This window comes from Paenibacillus sp. P36 (assembly GCF_045866505.1).
Classification (GTDB): Bacteria; Bacillota; Bacilli; order Paenibacillales; family NBRC-103111; genus Paenibacillus_E; species Paenibacillus_E chondroitinus.
The window spans coordinates 4,407,762-4,431,845 of sequence record NZ_AP038372.1; the positions used below are offsets into that span (position 1 = coordinate 4,407,762).

Here is a 24,084-nt window from a genome sequence, read left to right on the forward strand (position 1 = left end):
CTCTTCGCAATTCCTCTACCGGATAACAGAGGAACAAAATTTTAGCCGGGTCCTCGAGCAGCTGAATCATAATTTCCCCCTTCTTATGAAAGGGTTCATCTAGTGGATATTGTAAGATGATTTGTCGTAAATTGATCGTTTCTGACACAAAAAAACACGATGCCAGTTTGGCTCGTGTTTTTTGAATATTTTTTCTAAAATCAGGTGACGGGTGCAGGGTTAAATAAAGCGAGGTCATTGTGCAGCCCCCAATGGTCTGCCCAAGTTCGCTTGTTCCCGCTCGCAACATCCAAAATGAGATGGAACAGCTCCCAGCCCACTTCTTCAATCGTCGCTTCCCCTGTCGCAATGGTTCCCGCGTTTAGATCTATCAGATCATGCCATTGCTCTGCTAACGCATTTCTCGTCGATACTTTGATGACCGGAGCGGCAGCCAATCCGTAAGGTGTGCCTCTTCCAGTTGTAAACACCTGTACATTGATGCCGGAAGCTAGTTGCAACGTACCGCATACAAAATCGCTGGCAGGCGTCGCTGCGAACAGCAACCCCTTCTGGGTTGCTCTTTCACCAGGAGATAGGACACCGACAATCGGACTCGTACCCGATTTGACGATAGATCCGAGCGACTTCTCGACGATGTTGACTAAGCCTCCTATTTTATTCCCAGGTGTCGTATTCGCGCTGCGATCCACGCTGCCACGTTGCAGGTAATCATCATACCAATCCATCTCACGGATTAAAGCTCGCCCAACATCCTCATTCACTGCACGAGGTGTTAATAAGTGAATGGCATCCCTGACCTCCGTAACTTCGGAGAACAACACCGTAGCTCCAGCACGTACCAGCAAATCAGCAGCGTATCCGACAGCCGGATTCGCTGTAACTCCCGAGAATGCATCGCTTCCCCCACATTGCAAACCAACTACTAGCGCCGATGCAGGACAAGTCATGCGTTTCCGGCTGTTTAATCTGTCAAGGCGCTTCTCCGCCATCGCCATAATCGATCTGACCATTGGCATAAACCCGTGGCTCTCCTGCAGGGTTACGATCTGATCGGTGGCGCCTCCAGGGACGATCCGTTCGGGAAGCAGCTTTTCACACCCCAGTCCGACGACCATGAGCTCCCCGCCGAAGTTCGGATTTTGCGCGAGATTCTGAATTGTGCGTATCGGAATAATGGCGTCAGGCGCGTTAATCGCCACCCCGCAGCCGTAGGTATGAGTTAGTGCGATCACGCCTTCGACGTTTGGAAATCGAGGTAGGAGTTCTTCTTTAATTTTCTTCACTGCGAAATTCAACACGCCGGCTACACATTGCACACTGGTCGTAATGCCTAAAATATTTTTACTTCCAACACTTCCGTCCTCATTCAAGTACCCCTCGAACGTATAGCCTTCCAACGGAGGAATGGTTTGTTGTAAGTTGCTAGCTATTGTGAGCTCTAACAATTGAGGCGGTGTCGGCATTCTCACCAATGATTCATCGATCCGGCTTCCCCTCGCTATCCCTCTCATCGCATACCCGATTATCTCTCCATAACGGATAATCGCCTCATCTGGATTTAAATCAGCAAGTGCCACCTTATGACCCTGTGGAACATTTTGCAGGAGCTTAAGGCCGTAGGGAAATACCGTTCCTTCCGACAGTCCGCCAGCATTGACAACAATCGCCATATTATCCTTCGGATTAACCTGAATATACAGCGGCTTTTCACTTTCAACACGTTGAACAGTCACATGGATAGTCCCCTCTCATAATCACTTGTACCTGAATTGCACTTATAGTAATCTAAAATTATCGTAAAGTAAAAGTGATTAAAATACGTTTTCTCTAAATTAATTTAAGAGTTGAGGAGCGACTGTATATGGAGTTGAAGCAGTTGGAATACATTATTCAAATTGCCGAAGACAACAACATTACCAGGGCTGCGGAAAAACTATTCATTACGCAATCTGCACTCAATCAGCAGCTCCTGAAGCTTGAGAATGAGCTGGGTACGCAGCTATTCGTTCGCTCCAGAAATAATTGGCATCTGACTCAGGCAGGGGCCATCTATGTTGAAAACGCCAAAAGTATCCTGCTTATCAAGAAAGAGACCTATAACAAAATCAATGACCTGCTTGAGATCAAAGAAGGAACACTAAAGATCGGTTTAACTCCTGAAAGAGGTACCGACATGTTTGCAGCCATTTATCCGGGCTTTTATAATAAATATCCCAAAGTCAAGATCGAGCCCCTTGAAATGACCGTCAAAGAGCAGCAACATGCCATATCTCAAGGTAATCTGGATATCGGCTTTGTCACGCTTCAGCAGACTCAGAAAACGAAAGACACCTATATTCCGATCTGCTCTGAGGAGATAATCTTGTGTATTCCGAGCTCCCACCCACTCGCACATTTAGGAGGCCGTCTCAGGGAACCACTTCCTGAAATCAGCCTTAACCACTTTGTAGAGGATTCATTCGCCGTCATGCGGAATGGCTCCACTTTACGGGAAATTTATGACGATATCTTGGCTGAAGATGATATTTCACCTCCAATATTATTGGAAACGCGAAGCTGTCAAACTTTGTTCGAATTGGTCTCCGAGGGCATTTGTTGTTCAGTCCTTCCAATCAGTTATGCCAGCTCCTCGTCGAATGTCTCCTATTTCTCTCTACGTCAGCATCCGGTGTGGGAAATTGCCGCCAGCTTTAAAAAAGACAGCTATCTGAATCAAGCAGCGAAAGAATTGATCTCCCTCTGTAAAGAATATTGGGAAAGAAAGATGAGCGGGCTTAGATAAATACCTGCCTACACACTATATTGTGTAGACTGTTTTCATGTACCTTGTCGGTAACTATTTCCAGCAATAGCATTCCACATACCTAAAATAGTGACTTCCTATTGCAGGAGCATGGTCCACATAGGAACTTTAAAGCGCGATTTCTGCAGTACGTAGGCTCCCGCAAAATCCGGACAAGGCATCCAGTTGCTCTCTGATCTGGTAAGTAAAGACGCGGCAAATGCTCTGCTTAGTTCAACAGTAAAAAAAACAGGTTTGACTCACGCATACCGCGGGTATAATGGTTGAGGATCTCACGAAGCTCTAAGTTAATTTGAAAACCATTGCTTTTCCAATGTGGTTATGGGATATTCTAGACATGGATGTTCGAGAGAACACCGATATGCAGCTTGGGTCTAGTCCTCCTTTGGGTGTTCAAGTTTCACGAAGCCGATCGTTTCCGTAAACATCAACGAGCTGCGGGGCACCTCCCATGGGATGATAAGGACAGAGGTTAGATCCAATCACGGCGACAGCCATCTCGGTCCGTCTTCCCGGATGGTTGAGCTAATCGGGGTGGCCTACGCTACTGCATTTATCGCGACGACATGGAGAGCGAAGGCTAAGCCAAATATCTCAATTAGATCGAGGAGGTTTAAACATGCATCAGCGCGCTATACTCGCTGGGGGATGCTTCTGGGGAATGCAAGACTTGATCCGCAAGCTTCCCGGCGTCGTCTCGACTCGTGTCGGCTATACTGGCGGTGATACTCCGAACGCGACTTATCGCAACCATGGCACTCATGCGGAGGGGATCGAAATCGTCTTCGAAACAGCGGAGACGAGCTACCGGCGCATCCTGGAGTATTTCTTTCAAATCCACGATCCTACGACGCAGAACCGTCAGGGCAACGATATCGGCACAAGCTACCGTTCGGCGATCTACTATGTGAGCGACGAGCAGAGAAAGGTGGCGGAGGAGACGATCGCCGACGTAAACGCGTCGGAACTCTGGCCGGGCAAGGTCGTCACCGAAGTGACGCCTGTCGGCGACTTCTGGGAAGCAGAGCCGGAGCACCAGGACTATCTGGATCGCTATCCGAACGGCTACACCTGCCACTTCCCGCGCCCCAACTGGGTCCTTCCCAAGCGGGAGGACAGTGGCGCCCCGTCAAGTTGACAACAAAAAATAAGAGCATTAAGCTGCCTTAGTTCGGTACTCCACCGCACTAAGGTTGTTTAATTTCATCTAAAACTGCTTGTTGTTGGTATTGGCAGCAGGGCAGAACCTTGCTTCTCCTTAACAACGAAAAGGCCGCATTGTTCATGCGACCCTTTCGCCAATTCAATGACTGTTCCAGCGGTTGCTTCGTCAAGTGCCTGCTGCAGTGCTGCAGCTGTACAGACCTGTATGTGTTTTACCTTTGGCGACTCTACATCTTTCATCTCATAAGCGCCTCCATCTACCTGCTCCCTATCGTTCTAAGCTTAGGAACCTGCAAGCGTTCCATTCCCTTAGAACACCCGATGCTTCCAGCCTTGCAACTTGGCAAGAGCCTCCACATAGTAATAGTCGCCGTAAATCAAAGATACGTTGACATTGGCCTCTGCCGGCTTATGCCCCGTGCCTCCATGGAGAATACCTTCATGCTGCGGTTCATCGAAAGAGGCATATTTCTCAGATAGGGACAGAAGGATACGCTCAGCAGCTAAACGGTACTTGCTGGCATCTTCTGCCCGAACGAGTTCAGCGAGTTCAAGTAACCCTGATGCTGCAATGCTCGCAGCGGACGTATCCCGTGGCGCTTCGTCCGCATTCGGAACTCGAAAATCCCAAGGAGGAACCATCTCTGCCGGCAGCGAGCTAATGAAATGATGAGCGACTTGCTGCGCTGCATGCAGATACTTTTCCTGCTTCGTGAAGCGATACGTGTTCGTCATGCCGTATAACGCCCAAGCATTCCCCCTGGACCAGCACGAGTCCGGAGCATAGCCTTGCCAGCCTTTATACTCCAACAATTCACCTGAACTTGGATTAAATACAGCGACATGGCAAGTTGATCCATCTCCTCGAATCATATGCTTAAGTACCATGTCGGCATGCGCACGGGCAATTTGAGCAAATCGCGGGTCTTCAAGCTCCTCCGAAGCCCAGAATAAGATAGATAAATTCATCATGCAGTCGATGATTGCCCATCCGTGCAAATCACGATTCCAAGCCCGAAGGAATTGCCCGGCCAGATTGAAGCGGCCCGCTAGGAAGTTGGCTGCCGCCAGCCCCCGACGTCTTCCGTCCAAATCGCCGGTCAATTTATATTTGAGGACAGATGTCGGCAAATATTGAAACCCGACATCATGATGAAAATGGTTCTCTTCCAACAGATGACGTTCCATCCGAACATCCCAATTCCAAGCTGCATCCTTATAGCGTTCCTCACCTGTCAGATCGTAGAGAATCCATAACATTCCCGGCCAGAATCCAGAGATCCACTGATCTAGCTTCAATCCGTCGTAAGCGCCTGACTTAGCCACGTGGGGCGCAAGTTCTCTATCTTGGTTCAGCATCAGATCCACTTTACTCTGTACGCCTTTCCACCATCGTTCAATATCAGCGGATTCAATCAAAGTAGGTTTTTCCATAGTTTTGTGCTTCTCCTTTATTATCCTTTAATTGCACCGATTAAAGCGCCTTTGACGAAATATTTTTGCAGGAATGGATAGATCATTAGAACCGGTACTGTTGCGATAATAATCGTAGCATGCTTCAACGTCTCACCAATGACAGATACTTCGCCTGAACCGGCGCCGCTCGCCATCGAACTCGCATCATTCTGCAGCAGAAGCTCTCTGAGCACAAGCTGAAGCGGGTAAAGCGACCGATCTTGTAAAAAAATCAGCGCGTTAAACCAAGCATTCCAGTGGCTCACTCCGTAGTACAGCAGCATGACCGCGACAACTGGCATACACAGCGGAAGCATAATTCGGAACAAAATCACAAATTCGTTCGCCCCATCCATCTTCGCGGATTCTTCAAGGCTATCCGGTATCGCTTCAAAAGCTGTTTTCATCAGAATAAGATTAAAGGCGGAAATCGCTTGCGGAATAATTAATGCCCACAGTGTATTCGCCAAGCCAAGTCCTTTAACCGTAAAATAAAACGGGATCATGCCACCACTGAAGAACATCGTAAAAACAATATAGAGCATCAGTGGCTTCCGATAACCGAGACATTTTCGGGACAGTGCATAAGCACCGAGGGAAGTAAGCAGGATGTTCAGACATAGGCCCACCACAACAATGATCATCGTATTGACATAGCCATGCATGATTGCGCCGTTATCGAACACTAATTTGTAGGCCCTAAGGTTGAAATCAAGCGGTTTCCATAGGATTCCGCTATGCTGCATATATAAGGTTGGGTCGCTTAAAGAGGCGAACAAGACATATACGAGAGGGTATATTGTTGCGATAGCCAGCAGCGATAAAAATACATAGTTTACGAGATCAAACGTCCATTCTCCGAATGATTTGCGATACATGGTCATCCCCCCGTCACCATAAACTGGTATTATTCAACTTGCGGCTTAACCAATTGGACCCGATAACCAGGGTAAAATTAATTGCCGAATTGAATAATCCGACGGCCGAGCTGAAGCTGTAATTGAATTCCTGAAGGCCCATCCGATACACATAGGAGCTAATGACATCAGCCGTGTCGTAAACTGTAGGATTATATAACAAAATAATTTTCTCCGTCCCTACGTTCATCATGCGTCCCATCTCAAGAATCAATAAAATCACGATTGTAGGCATGATACCGGGCAGCGTGATATGGAACATTTGCTTCCAACGCCCTGCGCCGTCGATTTTCGCAGCCTCATACTGCTCCGTATCAATGCCGGCTAAGGCAGCCAGATAGATAATTGTCCCCCAGCCAATATGCTGCCATACCCCTGAGGAAACGTAGATCGTACGGAAAAACTGGGCTTCAAGCAGCAGAGAGAGTCGCTCGCCGCCCAGAAAAGCAATCACATCATTGACTAATCCACTGCTGGCAGTGAATTCCTTGATCATGCCGCACACGACAACAAGCGAGACGAAATGCGGCATATAGGTAATGGTTTGGATCGATCGTTTGAAAAATGTCTTTTTAATTTCATTAAGCAGCAGCGCCAAAATAATTGGAGCTGGGAAACCAAAGATAAGATCATACAAACTGATCAGGATCGTATTTTTGAGTGTCCGCCAGAAATAAATCCCTTCGAAAAATGTTCTAAAATGTTCGAGCCCCGCCCAAGGACTTCCTAGAATGCCGAGCCTTGGAGAGAAATCTTTAAAGGCGATGATCGCGCCATACATGGGGATATAATGAAACACCCCGAAAAACAAAATGATAGGAAGTAGCATGACATAAAGCAGTTTATTTTTCTGAATATCTTTGAGAATGCCCAAACCCGGGAACACATTTGTTTTTGCTTTCACAGTTATGGCCGTCCTCGAATCTAATAGTGGTTTGATTGACATATCGTTCCACTCCTTCCGTATCCAAACCTTAGCGCTCTTCTATCTCTTGTTATATCGATCAAGCGATTTCTGATAAATCTCAACCGCACGATCAATGCCTAACTTTTTAATTTGTTCAACATATTTGTCGTAGTTTTCAAGAGGCTCCTTGCCCATAATGAACTTCGAGAACATTTCTTCTTTATAGTTGCTGACATCGTTAACGATTTTGCCTAACTCTTTACTTTCTTCGGCAGTAGGCGTCAGAAAAGCTGGAATGGTGTGCTTCGCTGCGTCTGTATTCATCCATAGTTTCACAGCTGCGTCCTGCTGCGGGTACGTATTCCAGTTGCGTCTTTCGTCCGCTTCATAAGGACCGTTTGGCTTCGTATACTGTGAGACCATTTGCTGCAAGCTGTATTTCTCATTTTTGACAATTTGATCGGTATATACAGGATTCCCGTCTTTCATAGTAAAACTTTCACCTTCGACCCCGAAGTTGAACAAGAGACTGCCTTGCGTGCTGTAGGCATAATCAAGCCAACGAACCGCCAGTTCTGGATTTTTCGTCGTTGCCGAAACCGCCTTACTTGGACCTGGATTATATTTGAAGTCCAATTGTCCTGTAAAAGGCTTCTCCCCTTTTTTGAGGGTTGGATACGGCGAGCCCACCAGATTAAACTTCGGATCTTTCGTTTTCATCGCATCCAGCCATTTCCCCAAACCGCCACTCAGCAAGCCGACCGTTGCTCCGGTTTGACCGCCAAGTATTTTCGTATCCAACGCTTTTCCGTCAGTCAATGCAAAATCTTTATCAAACAGTCCCTCTGCATACCACTTGCGGAACAGCGTTAAGAAATCCTTATATTGCGGGTCAACCGGACCATATTTGACTTTCCCTGCATCATCGAGGTAAAACGTATTCGAAGTATGATAAGCGCCGATAAAAGCATCGCGAATTTCGAAATTCCCATTGACGTAAGTGACACTAAAGGGTGCTTTTGCTCCCTTTTTATCACGGAATGCCTTTAACGTCGTCTCCCATTCATCAATCGTCTCAGGCATCGGCAATTGCAGCTCATCTAACCAGTCTTTACGAATGATAGGTCCCCGAAATACAAGTCCGGAAGGGTTACGTATCATTGGAAATACATAATATTTGCCGCTATCCGTTTTAATCATTTTGTCGAGTTCTTTATCTTCTGCCAGCTTTTTCTTCAAATTCGGCGCATACTTATCAATCAAATCATTGAGTTCCAGAATGACTTTATCATTAATCGCCTTTTCCGGACCGCCTGGGTAAGACCCCGCGCTTCTTCCTGTCCAATCATATTCAATGACATCCGGCAGTTTATCCGCAACAATCATCAGATTGAACTGCTCTTTCGTTTGCTGATCGTTCGGGTGAATATATTTCACCTCAACGCCGGTAGCTTTGGCCAGCTGTTTACCAAATGGCGTTTCAGCCAAGTTTTGATAAAACGTAGTCGCATTGTTGTTCAAACTTTCCCATGATGTTAACGTTTCCTTCGTATTCAGCGGATAAACTGCCTTCGGTGCATCCGTTGCGGATGGACTTGCACTATTCTTAGTTGTGCTGCCAGTCTCCGAGCAAGCGGAAAGTACGATACCTGTTAACATGAGAACACTTAGCCCAGCAGCGCTGTATGACCGATACTTTCTTTTTGATTTGTTACTTTCCATGTTCGTCCCCCATTCCATAGTTAAACTGTTTCTCCAATTTGAAAGCGCCTACATTGCCTATTTTGCCGAATCCATTCGCAAAAAACTATCTTCAATATCGAAACAGGTATGCAAAACCTCAAATTTCAGGTTTTGCATACCTGTTTCGTTTTGCATGTTACGGGCTGTCAGGTCCTACATCCGAGGCACTGAGCGGCACGCGGACGATGGACGTAGAGGAGCTGAAGTACTCATCGGCGCCAACATCGTTCGTCGAACGCGTTTGACCATCCATATCCTCAGTGACATAAGAATAGCTGCCAACAGCGGCATTAACGGCTGCACTGCCCGAGGTTAACTTTTGCAAGCCGCCAATCGTTGTGAATGACGGTGTGATATTCCGAATTTCCGCAGAAGTTCTCGAACGATTCGTAACCGTGCTGCCATAGCCGATATTTCCTTCAAACACGGTGTTCGATGTTTTCACTTCTTCATATAGCGTACCTGTACTGTTGTTAACGATGTTATTCGCTACTCGGCTATCAACGGGCGCTGATGTATAGCTTCTACCGATAATGATGCCGAAATCGCTGTTCACAATCGTATTGTTCGTAACTTGTGCTCGATACACGCGCCAATGCTTGCTTAAATCCCCACTGCTGTAGTTGGTGGAATTGGTCCCACCATCCCAATCTCCACCATCGAGATTAATGGCATCCGTGGTAAGACCCTCAAAATAATTGTTATAAATGCGATGATCCGTCCCATAGATTCGGAACCCGCCTACACCGGCTTTACTGCCATCGCCCAAAAAGAAGTTCCCATAGTATTGATTGTTATTGCCGTGTCTTGCCGTAACCTGACCTTGCGAATTCCGAATCGTATTGTAGCGAACCGTATTGCCGCTGCTTTTCACGGAAATAATTTCCGGATCGCCATCGCTGTTCTCGAACAGATTATTTTCTACGGTCGCGTTCCCGTTTAATAAAGAGACGCCGGATAAGCCAAGCCGAATGCTCTCTTTGCCATTTGTAATCCTAGGTGTGCTGTCATAAAAGTAATTGCGGTCGATAATCGTATAGCGCGACATATACGTACTTCCATCGCCATCTACAGCAATGATTGGCCCCGGATCCGCTTTGGATACGAATTTATTCCGATCAATCCGATTGTTGTCGCTGTTGATGCCTCTGATTTTCACCCAATTGTTCGTGGCCCCGGTTTCATTCAGATTGAATTCATTGCGTGTCACGCGAATATGGCTGGACTCATCCATTTTTACCGCATTGTTGCTTGCACTCGTCGTAGTTGTAAATTTCATTCCCGAAATGGTCACATAAGACGACTGATACAAGCTGAAATAAGCTCCCCCGGAAATAATCGCTTGCCCGCGGTTCAAGGCTTTGATGACGATTTCCTGGCCATCTTGACCGTGAATCCCATTGACTGTAAATGGACCGGATTGTGAGTAGGTACCATTTTGCAAATAAATGATCCTGCCGGGAATAGCCTGGTCGATCGCAGTCTGCAGCTGAGCCGACGTCGAAACCGTCACTGAATCTTCAACGGGAGTGCTGCCTCCATTTCCATAAACCTCGACTTCCAAATAGCTGTTCCAAGCGCTCGCCGAATTCCCATGACCAACGATACGCACATACCGGACCGATGCGACATCCGGAAAATCGAAGGTTTGTAGCCCATCTACCAAATTACTTGTTACATTGGAAAGCTGCGTCGTGAACGTCACATTGTCCGCAGAGGTCTGAATATCAAAAGATGAAGTACGCGTAGAGCCATTTAAAAAGGCAATTTTAACAAAAGCTACCGTTACGCTGGAGCCAAGATCGAATTTGATCCATTGGCCATCCCCACTGGCTGACCAACGAGTACCCATATCGCCGTCAACCGTATTCGTTGGAACATTGCCATCGTTGGAGCTTGCGGTCACGCTTGAACCCGATATGGAGAACTTCGTATCTGCAGCAGCAACGAAACGAGGAATCAAACTCATGAACAAGAGTACGCATAACAGGAAGACCGCAGCCTTCTTCGGTGACATTCTCATGTAACTAACACCGTCCTTTTTGCTGAATGTGATGAATCACTTTGAAACGAAAGCGCTTACTAAATTAATCCTTCAGGACGCTTTCCTCACCTCCCTTCCACATCAAGTCGTTTTTTTGTCCAATTTCATGATTATTGAACCTCATTTGGCTTCGTTTGTGAAATATGCAAAAGTTAAAATGACATGCAAAAGATAAACTCACTCCCTATCAATTTCGTGAATGAACTGTGAAATGGCGAGTTGAAGCATCAATTTCTACAACGGCAGCTAAATACCCATTTTGGCGGAGTCTCTTATACCAACCAAGACCCGCAGAACCTAAACCCACCCAAATGGCCATCACACTGAAAGTCTCCTCTCGACGACAGTCGCTGAAAAATGCGCTCAAATCGCTGCCTCTTCTTGCTGATTCTTATGCCGGTTGGGACCAGCATGACACCATACCGTTACAATCGGATCTTCCTCGCTTGAATTCAGATGGTGATCTTCTCCAGGCTCGATAATCACAACGTCACCGACCTTAACCTGATGAAACTCCCCATTCACTTCCATGGTTCCCGCTCCTTGCAGGATAAGAAAGGCTTCGCAATCTCCATGGACATGATAGTCACGACCATCCGGCCCGTCATTTGTATGACTGCGTTCCCCCTGCTTAGCAAAGGAAAGTCCCCCTGAAGACAAATATTTACCAGGTAATATCTCTTGTAAAAGATGACCACTTTGAACATCGTGCAGCTCGCTTAATCGCATTTTTTTCATCTGCTATTCCTCCATTCCTTGTCTAATGAACCTCACATCGCTTTGTTTGTTGATAAGCAAAAGCTAAATCTTCTGATACTTCCCAGGCGTCATCCCTTCAAATTTCTTGAAAATGCGCAAGAATGTGCTCACATCTGCATAACCCACACGCCATGCGACTTCGTTGATCGTCAGGTTGTGCTCAGACAGCAGCACTTTTGCCGCTGACAATCGCGTATGGTTAATGAGATCCAGCAGGGATTCTCCCGTATGTTCTTTAAATATTTTGGACACGTAGGAAGGTGTCAGCGAAAAAGATTCCCCAATCATCGAGATATTCAAATTGACATCTCGAAAATGCGTCTGAATATAATCGCGTATATCATCGATAAGATAAGTATGTTGATTCTTCTTGTCGGTTTGAATCCATTCGCAGACCTGTTCAAGCACTCGATTCATATGAGCCATCATGTCCTGAACCGTGTCACAGTTCAACAGCCGTTCTACATCTTCAGCATGAGCTTCAAAATTTCGTTTGCTGATCGAGCTTACCTCGTCGAGCGTTTTCAGCATGGTGCTTGCCAAATTAAACAACAGACATTTTGCAAGCGGCACTGAAACAGGATGATCTTTGAAATTCGCTTCGTAAATTTCTCCTAGCAGCGCCTGCGATTTGGACAAATTCCCCGTCTTCACGTAGTAAACGAGCTGTTGTTCAACGCTCAACGGATAATAGTAATTCCGTCCGGAGCACGCTGCCTCCATGCTAATTTCCTTGTACAAAATCAACTGCCCATTGCCGCGCACGATGCGATGCTCAAGAGTTTCCAGTGCCTCTTGGTACGATTGTGAGATCCCATACACGTCATTATGAACACCGCTCACAGCAATCGTCATTTCCGCATGGATGTGTTCCTTAATGAACACTTGCGTTTGGGTGGCCATTCGGATCAATACCAAGTCTTCTTCCTCATTTGAAGGAAGTGGTTTCAAATTAACAATACAGGCTGTCAGCTCATTCACTTCTGTGGAATAAACTGTTGCATCATCACCAGCAAGCTCCTCGATCACATTGCTAAGCACAAAATGAAGCATCTGTGTCTCCTGCCCGAATGATGCATCCGCTTCATCCGTTTGCAGCTTGCCGTAAGCATCAATGCTGAACAGCAGCACCGCAAACCGATCCGAAACAAAGTGGACATTGTGGGCGGCAAAAGAATCCGTAAGCGAAAGCTTTTTCTCCAGCTGCCCCTTCAATAAACGTGTCAGAAAATGCGCTCTGATCGTATTATTATGCAGCTTTAACAGCTTGCTAATTTCATCTTTCTCGATAAAGGTATGGTGAAGCGCATTTTGCAAAAAGGAATACTCATTCGATTTTCCGTCAAAGCGGAATCCGGACCGCTGCGTCATATTCTGCAGCAGGACTTGAATGGGCATATAATTTTTTCTCAAGAAAATAATCGTAACGATAATGCCTATCAACAAACCTAGGGCAATACCCAATCTTGTTATCGCTTTCAAATATTCCATCTTCTCATTGAAGATTTCTGCCGGGAGAACGGACACATATTTCCAGCCCGTCAGTTCGGATGTAACATAAGACAAAGCCGCTTTGTCCTGATTCATCTCAGCGTACACCAAACCTTTTTTCCCTAACAAACGCTCTGATGGCAAGTGCTCTTGCAGCTCCTGTTTATCTTTGGACGCAGCAATGAATTGATTATCTTTATCCAAAATCAGTAGCGATGAATCATTGTATTTCGGAATGCTTTCCAGCAGCTTATTCTCATTAATCAAAATGATTAGAATGGGATAAGGCTGAAGCGGATTATTCAAAACGAGCGACCGGGCAAACATCACCCCAGACATCGACGTGCCTTCGTTCCAATATTTCATTGGTGAATACTTATAGACATATTTTTGGTCAAATAGCCGTCTCCACTCCTCAAAAGAAGTCTCCTTCTCCGGCCTCATGAGGGTGAACAGCCCATGGGAATCGGTGTGATTGAACGTGGATACAACAGTATCGCTGTTCGCATACATCACGTAAATTTGCTCAATATAGTCATTAGCTCGTTGGTAAGTTCTCAGACTTTCGGCAATATTAAACAGTTGATAATAATGATCGTCGAATAACGGCTTTTCAACATTCGCGAAAGAAGAGACATTTTTGTTTAAAGCAACTTCCAAGCTTAATTGTTCCAAGCCTTTTAACTTACTATCGATAGACATTTCGATCTGCGTGAGAAGCAACTCGTTCGCCCGATTTATTTCTTTCTCCACCAGACTGTGCGTTGCCGAATAAAGAATCATACTAATTACAATAGGTACCAACAGCACAGACAAATACGAGACTAGCCATGTGGCTATAACACTCCTATTATATTTTCGAATCTTCTGCAGCATAAGAATGACCCCCCAGCACGATGAGAACGGTTACAATTAATACTTCATGAGGCTTTTGAAGGATACCCTTCATTATTAGGGAAAAGGCGATCTTAGTAAATCATCAAAATATAAACTCATACGCAATTTATAAAATACAGAAAAAACGGCTGCATTTATACTTCCCATCACGGTTCTAGGGCTTCAGTTCCAATTAGTGCCGCTAAGTAATAGATGAGCCAGTGTCCCAAATGCTACAACATCAATTCCCAATTCCCTTGAATTCGGCAAAATAACCTTCTCGATACTTTGATTGAATAGAGAATATTGGTATTCAACCAAATGAGTTGGATTATTCCGATATGTTTCACGTATCCTGCCTTAATAACTAGAAATAACCCGCCCCCTATAGATAGGAGCGGGTTTACTAATACCGTTGTAAACCAGAAGTAGCGACAAATATTTTTCAGGGGTTACAACAGATTTTTTCCAAATGATGGAGCAGATCAGCGTTCATATTATCTAGCCGGAAAGGCTGCCTGCCAAAAATGAAGAAGTTCTTGATACTCAAGGCCTTCTTTTCTCCAGCCCAGCCGCGTTAGACACGGTCAGCTTATTTTTCTGCTTTCATAAGTTATATAAACATCCCGCCGTCTACTTTGAGGATCTCTCCTGTCACAAAATGCGAATGCGCAATTAATGAATAAGCGACTTCAGCCACATCTTCCGGAGTTGCAATTCTACCAAGCGGTGTTCCCTCTGCCAGTCGCTTGATATGATCCTCCTGCCCCTCAACCCATCGGGTTTGTACAATCCCAGGCGCAATACTATTGACGCGAACTTCAGGGGCCATGATGCGGGCAAGCGATTTCGTCACACTAATAGCAGCGGCTTTCGAGGCGGCATAAGCGATCGAACTGCCTAGCCCCGTCAACCCTGCGACCGACGTAATGTTTATGATACAGCCTTTCTGCTTTTTTAATTCGACCGCTGCGGCCCGGCTGCAAAAGAAAAGCCCCTTTACATTGACATCCATGACCCTGTCCCAATACTCCTCTTTCAACCCCTCAAGATCATCATGGCTGACAAAATCGGTCACTCCTGCATTATTGACTAAAATATCTAATCGTCCGAATGAACCTACGGTTTCTTTAATCATTTGGCGTACCTGAAGATCATCGGATACCGTAGCTTTAAACAACAGACATTTTACTCCTAAAGCTTCAATTTCCTTTTGGGTCTCCAATGCTTCATTTTCCGATTTGGAATAATTGATTGTAATATGGACGCCTTCCCTTGCTAAACGAAGAGCGATGGCTTTTCCGATACCGGTTGCAGAGCCGGTAATAACAGCTACATTTCCTCTCATAATTCACCTTATCATTTTTTTATTTTGCTATTAACTTAATCACATCTGTTCCCAAGGGCAGCAGCATCGGGTCTTCCAGACCGACTACCGTGGTCAACGGTTTGAGAAACAGGATCGGCATGTCTGGAATTGCTGGCTTGGATATTCCTTCGCCGGAAATCGTAAATCGAGCTAGTTTCATCTGTAGGATCATCCACTTTGTTCGTTATTATGAACATCGTTCTAAATGTTGCCGCAAGAAAATATTCCCACAGTTTTCTGCTTGTGTCAATCGAATTTCAGGAAAATATATGAAAAAATCCCTATTCACCAGAAGTGAACAGGGATTTCTATTCTATTAGTACTCGAACGTGACGATTGAAACGAAGTTTTGTCCTATTCGAGAGGCTGTGTAAATCATTAAGCTAGCCCTACGTAACTAAAGTGTCAGTCGAAGTAGTACCTCTGACAGTGCTTGGTGTTTCTAGCCTCTCAGCTGAATCTCATAATCTGTAACAATCTTTCCATCGTACTGAATAATTTGGCCATTTTGATTCTTATCAGACAGGATAATGTCGGTACTTATCTGCCCAGCGGCTTCGGGAGACTTGACGAATCCGCCATGCGCACCAACTTCCATGCCGTTCAAGTCGGTTGCGACTGCGCCAGGCATGATACCGAAAATCTGGCGATGGCTGCCCATTTTTTCAAACTCATAAGCGTAAGTCAGTGTCATCACGTTGAGTGCTGCTTTGCTACTAATGTAAGCGAGTGGGTGCCAAAAGTCGGTTGGCGAAATCGGAACGGTGATATTGACGATTTTCGCGTTGTCTGTCAGAGATGACAGCAGACTTTTGATGAGCTCATGTGTGCCGAGAAAATTCGTTTCCATCGTCGTACGTAAATCCTCTGTAGTATAGTCAAATGTGCGTTTTGCGAGGTCGAGCGCCGCGCGCCCAGGCTTGACACTATCAGGAATTCCAGCATTATTGACCAAAATATCGAGCGAATCAACCATTTTAGCCGCTGTGTGCAAACTTTCAAGATTATTCAAATCAATCTTGATGAACGTTGCTGATATGTCTTCTGCAGCAAGTTTTTCGACTGCTGCCTGCCCACGGGCTTCATCACGCGCTCCAACGAGAATGTCATAACCACGCTTACCAAGACTTCGAGCGATTTCAAAACCGATTCCTTTATTTGCGCCAGTGACGAGTGCTTTCATAGTGAGCTCCTTTTCGTTTTTTATTTGATACAAACATATTATAACTTTTTAATTAATTTCTTTAAGTAAATTATTATAACTGATTTACAAAATTAGTCCCATAAGCACTTGTATACTCCCATCCATATTCGTGTTTCGTGTCCGTTTCTAATTGGAATTGAACCCACGCGAGACCTGTAAATGTTGGCTTGTTTTGAAAGCCTTCAAAAGAAAGCAGAATCTCAAATGGATTCTCAGGATCATTAGTTATTGAAGGACTATAGACGGTCCAGGCAGTACCAAGCAAATTAATTATCTGAAGTGTTTCGAAAACAGCTGCCTCCATTGTCATATCGTCTTTTAATTTACTTACAAACGTTGCTCCTAAAAGTGATGGCTCCCTCATAGATCTTACAAATTGTTTCGACACAATTGAGTGACCTGTTCTATTTTCAATCTGATTAATAAGGCGAACAGCTTTTTCCTCATTCTTAACCTTAAAAAAGGCATTCCAGATTATTAGAAATTTCATGCATACTCCTATACTTTCTTAAATTTTTACCAACTATATTCGTAATAATACGCCGTTAGTTAAAACTATCCTCCCGTTAACGTAATGAAGGCCGCCGAACATTCCGGCAGCTTAATGTTCGTTGTGTATGTAACTAACGTTCTGCGTTAGTTTAATCTTCAATTGCATCAAATTTGAAGTCGCCGCTTTTAAAAACATATTCTGCATCGTTTGATTCAAATGTTTGGACAAGATGACCGAACCATTGCTTAAAACCCTCTGCTAATACTTTTCTTTCATCCGAGTCATGCCACATACTTATTATTTGACCATTTCTGCCTCTGTTCACTGGTGCTAAATCAAGACAATGATGATCACCACAACCGTTATATGTTAATGGTATCCATGCAGGTTGCCACCAAACATTAGCTATATCTCCTTGTGGATCTACATCATAGTCTATGAATGATTCACTGTCATAAAGATCTTTCCAAACTTCCCATTCCTCCAGGATCCGTTTTGTGGATAGCAACTCCCAGCCCGCAACAAGCCATTTTGACTTACCCGATTGTCCGTTGTGAATACTCAACGATTCTTTCACGTCATCTGGTAATTTAAATCCCAGATTAGTCTCTAGAGCTAAAATCTCCGACTCACTTGCTCCAGGATTTAAGTCATCTAATATTTCAGGCGCATGATCTTTAAGCCACTGCTCTAGTCTTTCCCATAATAATTTCATTGTTCCTTCATCTCCTATTGATTTTCTCCGATTTTTCAATTCCCTCATAGTTGAGTCTTTAAAAATGGTTAAGTGGACCTTTTATTTAATTGAATATCGTTCTTACGTTAGCTTAATCTTCTTTTGAATTCGCTTAATGATTTGACTGCAAGTCAGAGTCGCAATACAGTTATTGATTCGTTGTTAAAAACTTCACCGTTGTCACGGAAGCCGAAACTTTCATAAAGCCTTTTGGCAACGACGTTATCGGATCTATAAGGGATCCAACAGTATTGTGCTTTCCCTGCTGGGAAGGTGCGGATAAATTCCAAGATTTTTTCTATAGATTCTCTACCATAACCCCGATTTTGGTATTGCTTGTCAATCATTAGTCGCATTATGCAATAGTTATCTTCTGCGAGTGAAGGCTCTTCGTATCCAGTAATTCCATAAGCCAACATAACGAACCCGACGGGCTGCTCATCCGCGAAAATGACAAATGGGAATGGATGTCCCCCATTGGTTAAAAGAACATAACAAGAAGCAACGCTGGACAGATTAGACGCTACAAAATGCCTTTGGTCGTCTGAAACTTCCAAGTTAAACATGGCACGCCTATTTTCCAAAGTGATTTTTCTGAGCGTAATCATGCAGGATTCCCCTCTGTACCTTTATTGAAATTCAAGCATTTATACCAACAACTCGCATACGAAAATTTAGACAAATATCTACTTCTGAAGCAAAAAAAAACACTGAAGCGATGCAAGCTCCTCAACTATCGTTCCTCGTTAGCTCAATTACGTCTGTTCAGGGTAATCTTCAGGTGGTGTGAATGAGAGGTTTTCTAATGCCTCTATTATAGCTTTTTCGATTTCCTCCGAAGTATAACTCAGCTGTAAACATTGTTCACGAACGTGATTAATACTGCATTTAATATCTACAAACAAAAACATAATCCGATTTAATAGCGGTTTAGAGGAATCTGGTTTCCATCCCATTTGATTATCTCCCCTTATAATCAGTAGCCTTGATTGAACTAAAGTTTCCCGTTTAGATTAATGAACTCATGCTTTTTCGTTTAACTTTTCGGTGAAAACAAGAAAATAGAATTCATATCTCTCTGGAAGTCGCTGTTTTAAGTAATCCCAAAACCATTTTTCATCAAATTCATTTGGGCGGTTAACAAGCAAGTCAGGTAAGTTATGAAATACATCAGCAATATTGTTTATTTCTTGCAAATCAATTTTAGCCTGTATCCATGATGAAGGTTTCCACCATCTAATACGATGAGTATAAGAAGCACTCCGAATATCTAAAAGAACACAATAAAACAGATATACGTATGCTTTTTCTTTCAAAACTTCCATCTTTAATAACTCCCTATGTATCTATAAAATCAAATCCGTTTTAAAACGGGGTTTTGCGTTCTTCCATTGTTGGAACGATCACCGAACCAAAGACCGCGTATGGTAGGTAGTCATCGAGCCACATATCCGTAATCTCAGCGTAGATTGGCTTTAGTTAAGGTATAGTATTTAAGAGTTCGTCTATAACAGTGATGTACACCATTTCATTTGCCACGTTCACAATCTCCTTTCTCGCAAAAGATCTGCCGTTTATCGGATCGGGCATGGGGTAAGCCCTATGCCGTTTATTTTTATGTGCAAACAAGGAAAATGTGTACAGCAAACAAAGCGGATGGAGTTCATGCGAGCTGAATTATGCTACTCTGTAGACGAAGCTAACAGCTGATTTAGGTTTTGTTTTGGAATGATTTATACGTTGTACTGCACTCCTTTTGAATACTTAATCTTTTTTCCCTTAGGTACGAAGGTTACTACAATTAGTTTACCATCTATCGCTAGTCTCTAGGTTGTAAAAAACACTTATAATTAAGCTATGACTGCCCTTTAGTTCAAAAAGGCTGCCGATAAATGCCGGCAGCCTCTTCTTCGTATCTTATTGAACTACCTGTCCCGTTTGTTCAACTAAAAAACCACCGTGCGACAGCACATGGTTGAGCTTAATTTTATTTCTCTATCTCTGAATGCAACTCTACGATTTTCACTTCCGGATCATAAGTTGCCAGGACCTCTATTAGTTCCATATTTGTCACAAAAACGAAATGATATATGTCCTCTTCCCGGTAGATCCCACAATTTTCTTCATGAAGCCACCGGATGTACGGAGAATTTTTAATTTTAAAGAAGCGCCAGTCCTTGTAAAAATCCTCGCCATACTTAATATTTAGATCTACAAGTAATTTTAAACGGTTCCCCTCATCAGTTGACCGATAAGAAAAGACAAATTTATTAAACGTCACATTAACCAATTTACCTTCTTCTTCTGTTTCAAAAGAAATTAAAAGTAAATCGTCATCTCGAGTAAGGCGTTTTAAATAGGTTGCTGCCGGGAGTACATCCATTTTCTCAGGTTTCCATTTTGACCATTCTTCAACCAAGTAACTCCCTCCATAATTTTGAGGACATTTCTTTACCCTCATTAAAATCATACTTCGCCAAATCAGCTCACAACCGTATTTCAACATAATCTTATTAATGATAACTCCCATTACTTGAGAAATGGCATCCAATCCACTGGGCTGGCTTCCTTTTTAATATCATTGATTGAACTATCGTCTCCCGATAGTTTAATAACGGGTTACCAACGAAATAGTAGCTCTGGTGATTAAACTATTCATTATAATTTGATATAGCCTGACTCTAACAAAGCCTGAATGTAATAAAGAAACTCTTGATTTTCTAGATTGCATTTATCTGAATCTATTCCCTTAAATACAACAAGCTCATTTAATAATTTATTACTTCTTCCTTGAAGTGTAAAACCGCTTATGTACTGATTTTCGCTTTCTAGAATTACGTTTATTCTTTTTCCTTGGTTAACTTCCAGCGACATTTCTTGACGTTTACTATCAGAGTCATCATTATTAAAATTCTGCTTTCTTAAAAACTCAATCATAATAAAGTGGTCTACCTTTTCTTTAGCGCTATATAAGCTATTAAGTACTTCTTCATTTTGAATTGCATAACACTTAGTTATTTTATTGTATTGAACATGTACGTCACCTTTTAAATCCTCAAATTCCATTTTATCAAGTTCAATTGCCATATACTTTTTCTTTAATAAATTATCAACTTCCTGTAAAGAAAATTTGTTTGGTATTTTCAACTCTTCATATTTCTCCAATAACCCCTGCATATAGGAATACAATATTGCTTCCATTAAAAATTTTCTCCTTTGTAGTATCTCATTATAGTATCTTTTTTTGTTTAATCCAAGCGTTTTGACCTAAATAATACCATAAGTTAATATAAATAAACCGAGGTACAGTTAAACAAATCTCCCGTTAACATAATGAAGGCCGCCGATCATGCTGGCTGCCTCCCACTGGTGCGTTTATTGAACAAACGTATCCCGTTAGTTCAATCCTCAATCTTCTTATAGTAAGATAATGGAAATACCCATGGAACACCGAAATCATCCTCATAATCATCATATAGACCCATAACCACACTGGGTTCTAAAAATTTATGATTATTTTCTTTTGTTAGTTTTATTTCAAGGGTTGGTCCTAATCCCTCCTCACCTAACTCAATTTGTAGTCCGTGTTCTTGTAAAACTCCTTTCATATTAATAGATAATGACGTTCTCCCTAATAGATCTCGATTAAGAGGTTTACTTCCTAAAATAGGATAAAAGTCAACTCTAACCTCGATATCATCTATCTTTTTTATTATTAATATATGTCCGACATAGTCCATCCAACTTCCGATATAATTATCAATCACATCCATAAATCAACCCCGTTCTTATATATTAATATTTGAAATATTCGTTTAGATGATGAGACTCTCCTGCCAGTTACTTTAACGAGGCTGCCGATTCATGCCGCCAGCATCGTCTTGATTTCTTATTGAACAAACGTTCACCGTTAGTTGAATTAAAAAGCCCACCTATGGTCGGGAGGCAAGCATTCGTCACGTCTATTTAAATGTAATTCCATTATTTTATTTTTATTGTTAGTGTCCCATCACTACCCATAATATGTAAATAATCTACTAGGTTAATATCTATATGATCAACTACTGTTGAACCGTCACGGTAATACTCTAGTAAAAAACATAATAAGTACTCCAACTCATTCAGAGATAGAAATACACGATTAATAGAGTCTTTAGCATAAACACATGAGTATTTTTCATCATCATTTTTATTCAAGTTCAGTTCTAATTTAATATCAGAAAGTTCTTGATGTGAGGTTAAAGATAAAGTATTACAACGTGCATATACAAGTAACTGGAGTTCTAGTATCAGGGAGGTCACTTCTTCTGGATTTAGATTAATGATAATTGACCACCATTTCTCTGGTTCATACTCCTCAGAAGACATGTTGTCACTATTTCTCAGGTATGCTTCAAAGAAATCTTTATCTATTTCACCTTTATCCAGTTTGATATAGTTTTTAAGCTTAAAAATTCTCTCCATTTTCACACCTACTCATTTTCATTCATATTGATAGTTTTCTAAGACTTGTTCTATATCTGGGGCTTTTGTACGAACAAACAGTATTCATTCCGAAGAACGATACTTTGATCTTTATCTTTTACTGGGTAGTAGAGTGGGCAATACATGTTTAGTCCTCGATACTTATTAATTTTCCTCATTCTCTATCCGTCCATTTCTGATTTCCTGCCCGTTAGCGTGGAAACGGTAGCCGATCATGGCCAGCTGCCGCGGGTGTCTTTTTATCAACTAACGTTTCCGTTTGCTTAACGATTAATTCTGCTTAAGATCACTGAAATAATCTATATAGTATCCATCGGATTCCCAGTAATTTTCATATTGTTTATAAATATCAATAATCTTTTCTTTTGGTGTTCCACAACTTTCATGAAGCCAATTCTTTATATAATCGATATCTTTATTTTCATCTTCCCAAATAAAATCTAGATTTCCAGACTCTTTTGAGCCATTGTCTGGTACATAAATAGCATAATTTGTTGTAAAATAATTGGTTAAATCTAACGTAAGTTTCCGAATATAGAGCTGAATCTCCTTGTCTCGGAGAAAACTTCTCCACCTAATATAATGATGAAAATAACAAACCTTCTCTGAGAAGGTAAGGTCGATTCCGCAAGGTCCATCTATTCCCAAAGTGCCACCAATCCCATCGTGGACCCTCCAAGGTTTTCCCACATCCTCAGGATTATATGGGAGAAAGTGAGTAATGAATTCATCGACGTGATTTAATGATCTTGAATTTAGAGCGTTACATAATAAATGAATATCATCTGAAGATAAGCTATGGCCTAAGTAAGCCGTTACATCCATCCCCATTTTTTCCCCTCCCCCGCAGCTCAATTTATTTTAACACATATTGGAACTAACCTCCCGTTAGATTAATGACGAAGAGTTATTGCTGCCTTGTTCTTCATTGTTTCATTGATTTTTCTACTTACTGGACTAACGACTAGGGCTTTTCGATTTTCAGTCTTCGTAACATAAGCAACAAATTGGTTGTACTGGATTAACTAGTTTCGACCTCTTAATTATCTCACTGGTGGCATAATCATTAAGGAAGTACGGTTATTATGAAGAAAAATATTCTTAGTAATAGGTAATTTGGAACTGTGGTTATGCTCGAATCCAAGCTACAATTAGATTATCCAAAAAAAGTAAAGAAATGGATGATCCCGATGATCACAAAAATAGCTAAAGTTTTTAGTACGATTATACTGCTATATGTTTTATTCTTAAGTTTCTTAGTATTCGCTAATCCTTTTGTTTTGTTGAAGGAGTTTTCGACTTCAATTGGCTTAACAGAAAAGGTTAAGATAAAGGCGATCACCACAGCTGATAGTGAAAAGTGGGACAGCTTGATTCGTGAAGAAACGAGTAAAGGGACGGTTTCAGCAGAAAAATTGAAAGAACTTCATAGTAAGGTTGAGAATGAGGCTCAAAACTATACTTATCGTTATAAAATTAATTACTATGCATACTTCAGATATTTGGTCGTAGGCGCTCTATTCCTAAAATGGGCACAAAGCTTAACGCTCAAACTCGCTCATACCAGAAGTGAATAAACTAACGATTAAATGCCTTGGCCTAAAGCTTGGAACTAGAAAAGCGTAACGTGGTTCC

General features: G+C 42.6%; 26 protein-coding genes and 1 pseudogene. 5 read left to right on the forward strand and 22 right to left on the reverse strand.

The genetic code is table 11. The features are described from left to right. Positions 1 to 200: 200 nt before the first annotated feature. On the reverse strand, positions 201 to 1,736 hold the full coding sequence (gene garD / locus ACKTT9_RS19775) for a galactarate dehydratase (RefSeq protein ID WP_407867232.1): 1,536 nt from the start codon (positions 1,734 to 1,736) through the stop codon (positions 201 to 203). A 128-nt stretch (positions 1,737 to 1,864) separates the two neighbouring features. On the opposite strand from garD, the gene ACKTT9_RS19780 reads away from it, so the two are divergent. The 3 genes and pseudogenes from ACKTT9_RS19780 to msrA all read left to right on the forward strand — a co-directional run bounded on the left by ACKTT9_RS19780 (position 1,865) and on the right by msrA (position 3,944). Then, a complete protein-coding gene (locus ACKTT9_RS19780; RefSeq protein WP_407867233.1) occupies positions 1,865 to 2,785 on the forward strand; it encodes a LysR family transcriptional regulator in 921 nt (306 codons plus the stop codon). Positions 2,786 to 3,184: 399 nt separating this feature from the next. Continuing rightward, a pseudogene (locus tag ACKTT9_RS19785) lies at positions 3,185 to 3,327 on the forward strand (peptide-methionine (R)-S-oxide reductase); the annotation flags it as partial. Between the two features lie 98 nt (positions 3,328 to 3,425). Next, positions 3,426 to 3,944 (forward strand): peptide-methionine (S)-S-oxide reductase MsrA, encoded by a 519-nt coding sequence (msrA, locus tag ACKTT9_RS19790; protein ID WP_407867234.1) that lies wholly within the window; start codon positions 3,426 to 3,428, stop codon positions 3,942 to 3,944. Between the two features lie 65 nt (positions 3,945 to 4,009). Here the strand turns inward: msrA and ACKTT9_RS19795 are convergent, their stop codons facing one another. From ACKTT9_RS19795 to ACKTT9_RS19890, 20 genes are all read right to left on the reverse strand, one after another. Next, positions 4,010 to 4,210 carry a hypothetical protein gene (locus ACKTT9_RS19795; protein ID WP_407867235.1) on the reverse strand — a complete coding sequence of 67 codons (201 nt, stop codon included), beginning with the start codon at positions 4,208 to 4,210 and terminating at the stop codon, positions 4,010 to 4,012. A 69-nt stretch (positions 4,211 to 4,279) separates the two neighbouring features. Continuing rightward, a complete protein-coding gene (locus ACKTT9_RS19800; protein ID WP_407867236.1) occupies positions 4,280 to 5,404 on the reverse strand; it encodes a glycoside hydrolase family 88 protein in 1,125 nt (374 codons plus the stop codon). 20 nt (positions 5,405 to 5,424) lie between these two features. After that, the gene (locus ACKTT9_RS19805) at positions 5,425 to 6,303 is read right to left on the reverse strand and encodes a carbohydrate ABC transporter permease (RefSeq protein ID WP_157320215.1); all 879 of its coding nucleotides are present in this window, start codon (positions 6,301 to 6,303) and stop codon (positions 5,425 to 5,427) included. 13 nt (positions 6,304 to 6,316) lie between these two features. After that, complete coding sequence (locus tag ACKTT9_RS19810) at positions 6,317 to 7,171, reverse strand: ABC transporter permease (RefSeq protein WP_397369239.1); 855 nt, start codon at positions 7,169 to 7,171, stop codon at positions 6,317 to 6,319. 156 nt (positions 7,172 to 7,327) lie between these two features. Then, the gene (locus tag ACKTT9_RS19815; protein ID WP_407867237.1) at positions 7,328 to 8,971 is read right to left on the reverse strand and encodes an ABC transporter substrate-binding protein; all 1,644 of its coding nucleotides are present in this window, start codon (positions 8,969 to 8,971) and stop codon (positions 7,328 to 7,330) included. Positions 8,972 to 9,128: 157 nt separating this feature from the next. Next, entirely contained in the window at positions 9,129 to 11,015 is a 1,887-nt protein-coding gene (locus ACKTT9_RS19820; protein ID WP_407867238.1) for a chondroitinase-B domain-containing protein, read from the reverse strand. Between the two features lie 384 nt (positions 11,016 to 11,399). Continuing rightward, positions 11,400 to 11,774 (reverse strand): cupin domain-containing protein, encoded by a 375-nt coding sequence (locus ACKTT9_RS19825; RefSeq protein WP_407867239.1) that lies wholly within the window; start codon positions 11,772 to 11,774, stop codon positions 11,400 to 11,402. Positions 11,775 to 11,837: 63 nt separating this feature from the next. Then, a complete protein-coding gene (locus ACKTT9_RS19830) occupies positions 11,838 to 14,162 on the reverse strand; it encodes a helix-turn-helix domain-containing protein (RefSeq protein ID WP_407867240.1) in 2,325 nt (774 codons plus the stop codon). Between the two features lie 613 nt (positions 14,163 to 14,775). Then, positions 14,776 to 15,510: an SDR family NAD(P)-dependent oxidoreductase gene (locus ACKTT9_RS19835; RefSeq protein ID WP_407867241.1), complete on the reverse strand. Its 735-nt coding sequence runs from the start codon at positions 15,508 to 15,510 to the stop codon at positions 14,776 to 14,778. A 19-nt stretch (positions 15,511 to 15,529) separates the two neighbouring features. Further along, complete coding sequence (locus tag ACKTT9_RS19840) at positions 15,530 to 15,691, reverse strand: hypothetical protein (RefSeq protein WP_407867242.1); 162 nt, start codon at positions 15,689 to 15,691, stop codon at positions 15,530 to 15,532. Positions 15,692 to 15,973: 282 nt separating this feature from the next. Continuing rightward, on the reverse strand, positions 15,974 to 16,714 hold the full coding sequence (locus tag ACKTT9_RS19845; protein WP_407867243.1) for an SDR family NAD(P)-dependent oxidoreductase: 741 nt from the start codon (positions 16,712 to 16,714) through the stop codon (positions 15,974 to 15,976). A gap of 73 nt (positions 16,715 to 16,787) precedes the next feature. Next, entirely contained in the window at positions 16,788 to 17,225 is a 438-nt protein-coding gene (locus ACKTT9_RS19850; protein WP_407867244.1) for a hypothetical protein, read from the reverse strand. Positions 17,226 to 17,376: 151 nt separating this feature from the next. Continuing rightward, positions 17,377 to 17,943 carry an SMI1/KNR4 family protein gene (locus ACKTT9_RS19855; protein WP_407867245.1) on the reverse strand — a complete coding sequence of 189 codons (567 nt, stop codon included), beginning with the start codon at positions 17,941 to 17,943 and terminating at the stop codon, positions 17,377 to 17,379. Between the two features lie 152 nt (positions 17,944 to 18,095). Then, positions 18,096 to 18,572 (reverse strand): GNAT family N-acetyltransferase, encoded by a 477-nt coding sequence (locus ACKTT9_RS19860; protein ID WP_407867246.1) that lies wholly within the window; start codon positions 18,570 to 18,572, stop codon positions 18,096 to 18,098. Between the two features lie 147 nt (positions 18,573 to 18,719). Continuing rightward, complete coding sequence (locus tag ACKTT9_RS19865) at positions 18,720 to 18,920, reverse strand: hypothetical protein (protein WP_407867247.1); 201 nt, start codon at positions 18,918 to 18,920, stop codon at positions 18,720 to 18,722. A 66-nt stretch (positions 18,921 to 18,986) separates the two neighbouring features. Next, positions 18,987 to 19,289: a hypothetical protein gene (locus tag ACKTT9_RS19870; protein WP_407867248.1), complete on the reverse strand. Its 303-nt coding sequence runs from the start codon at positions 19,287 to 19,289 to the stop codon at positions 18,987 to 18,989. 662 nt (positions 19,290 to 19,951) lie between these two features. Further along, positions 19,952 to 20,383 (reverse strand): hypothetical protein, encoded by a 432-nt coding sequence (locus ACKTT9_RS19875; protein ID WP_407867249.1) that lies wholly within the window; start codon positions 20,381 to 20,383, stop codon positions 19,952 to 19,954. A gap of 239 nt (positions 20,384 to 20,622) precedes the next feature. Next, complete coding sequence (locus ACKTT9_RS19880; RefSeq protein ID WP_407867250.1) at positions 20,623 to 21,165, reverse strand: hypothetical protein; 543 nt, start codon at positions 21,163 to 21,165, stop codon at positions 20,623 to 20,625. A gap of 200 nt (positions 21,166 to 21,365) precedes the next feature. Continuing rightward, positions 21,366 to 21,737, reverse strand: coding sequence for a hypothetical protein (locus ACKTT9_RS19885; protein WP_407867251.1), 372 nt, complete (start codon positions 21,735 to 21,737; stop codon positions 21,366 to 21,368). Between the two features lie 208 nt (positions 21,738 to 21,945). Beyond that, positions 21,946 to 22,428 carry a hypothetical protein gene (locus ACKTT9_RS19890; RefSeq protein ID WP_407867252.1) on the reverse strand — a complete coding sequence of 161 codons (483 nt, stop codon included), beginning with the start codon at positions 22,426 to 22,428 and terminating at the stop codon, positions 21,946 to 21,948. A gap of 144 nt (positions 22,429 to 22,572) precedes the next feature. Here ACKTT9_RS19890 and ACKTT9_RS19895 point away from each other — a divergent pair, with 144 nt between their 5' ends. Next, positions 22,573 to 22,716 carry a hypothetical protein gene (locus ACKTT9_RS19895; protein WP_407867253.1) on the forward strand — a complete coding sequence of 48 codons (144 nt, stop codon included), beginning with the start codon at positions 22,573 to 22,575 and terminating at the stop codon, positions 22,714 to 22,716. 3 nt (positions 22,717 to 22,719) lie between these two features. Here ACKTT9_RS19895 and ACKTT9_RS19900 read toward each other — a convergent pair whose 3' ends face one another. Then, positions 22,720 to 23,280: a hypothetical protein gene (locus ACKTT9_RS19900; RefSeq protein ID WP_407867254.1), complete on the reverse strand. Its 561-nt coding sequence runs from the start codon at positions 23,278 to 23,280 to the stop codon at positions 22,720 to 22,722. Between the two features lie 299 nt (positions 23,281 to 23,579). Here ACKTT9_RS19900 and ACKTT9_RS19905 point away from each other — a divergent pair, with 299 nt between their 5' ends. Beyond that, entirely contained in the window at positions 23,580 to 24,026 is a 447-nt protein-coding gene (locus ACKTT9_RS19905) for a hypothetical protein (RefSeq protein WP_407867255.1), read from the forward strand. Positions 24,027 to 24,084: the final 58 nt, after the last annotated feature.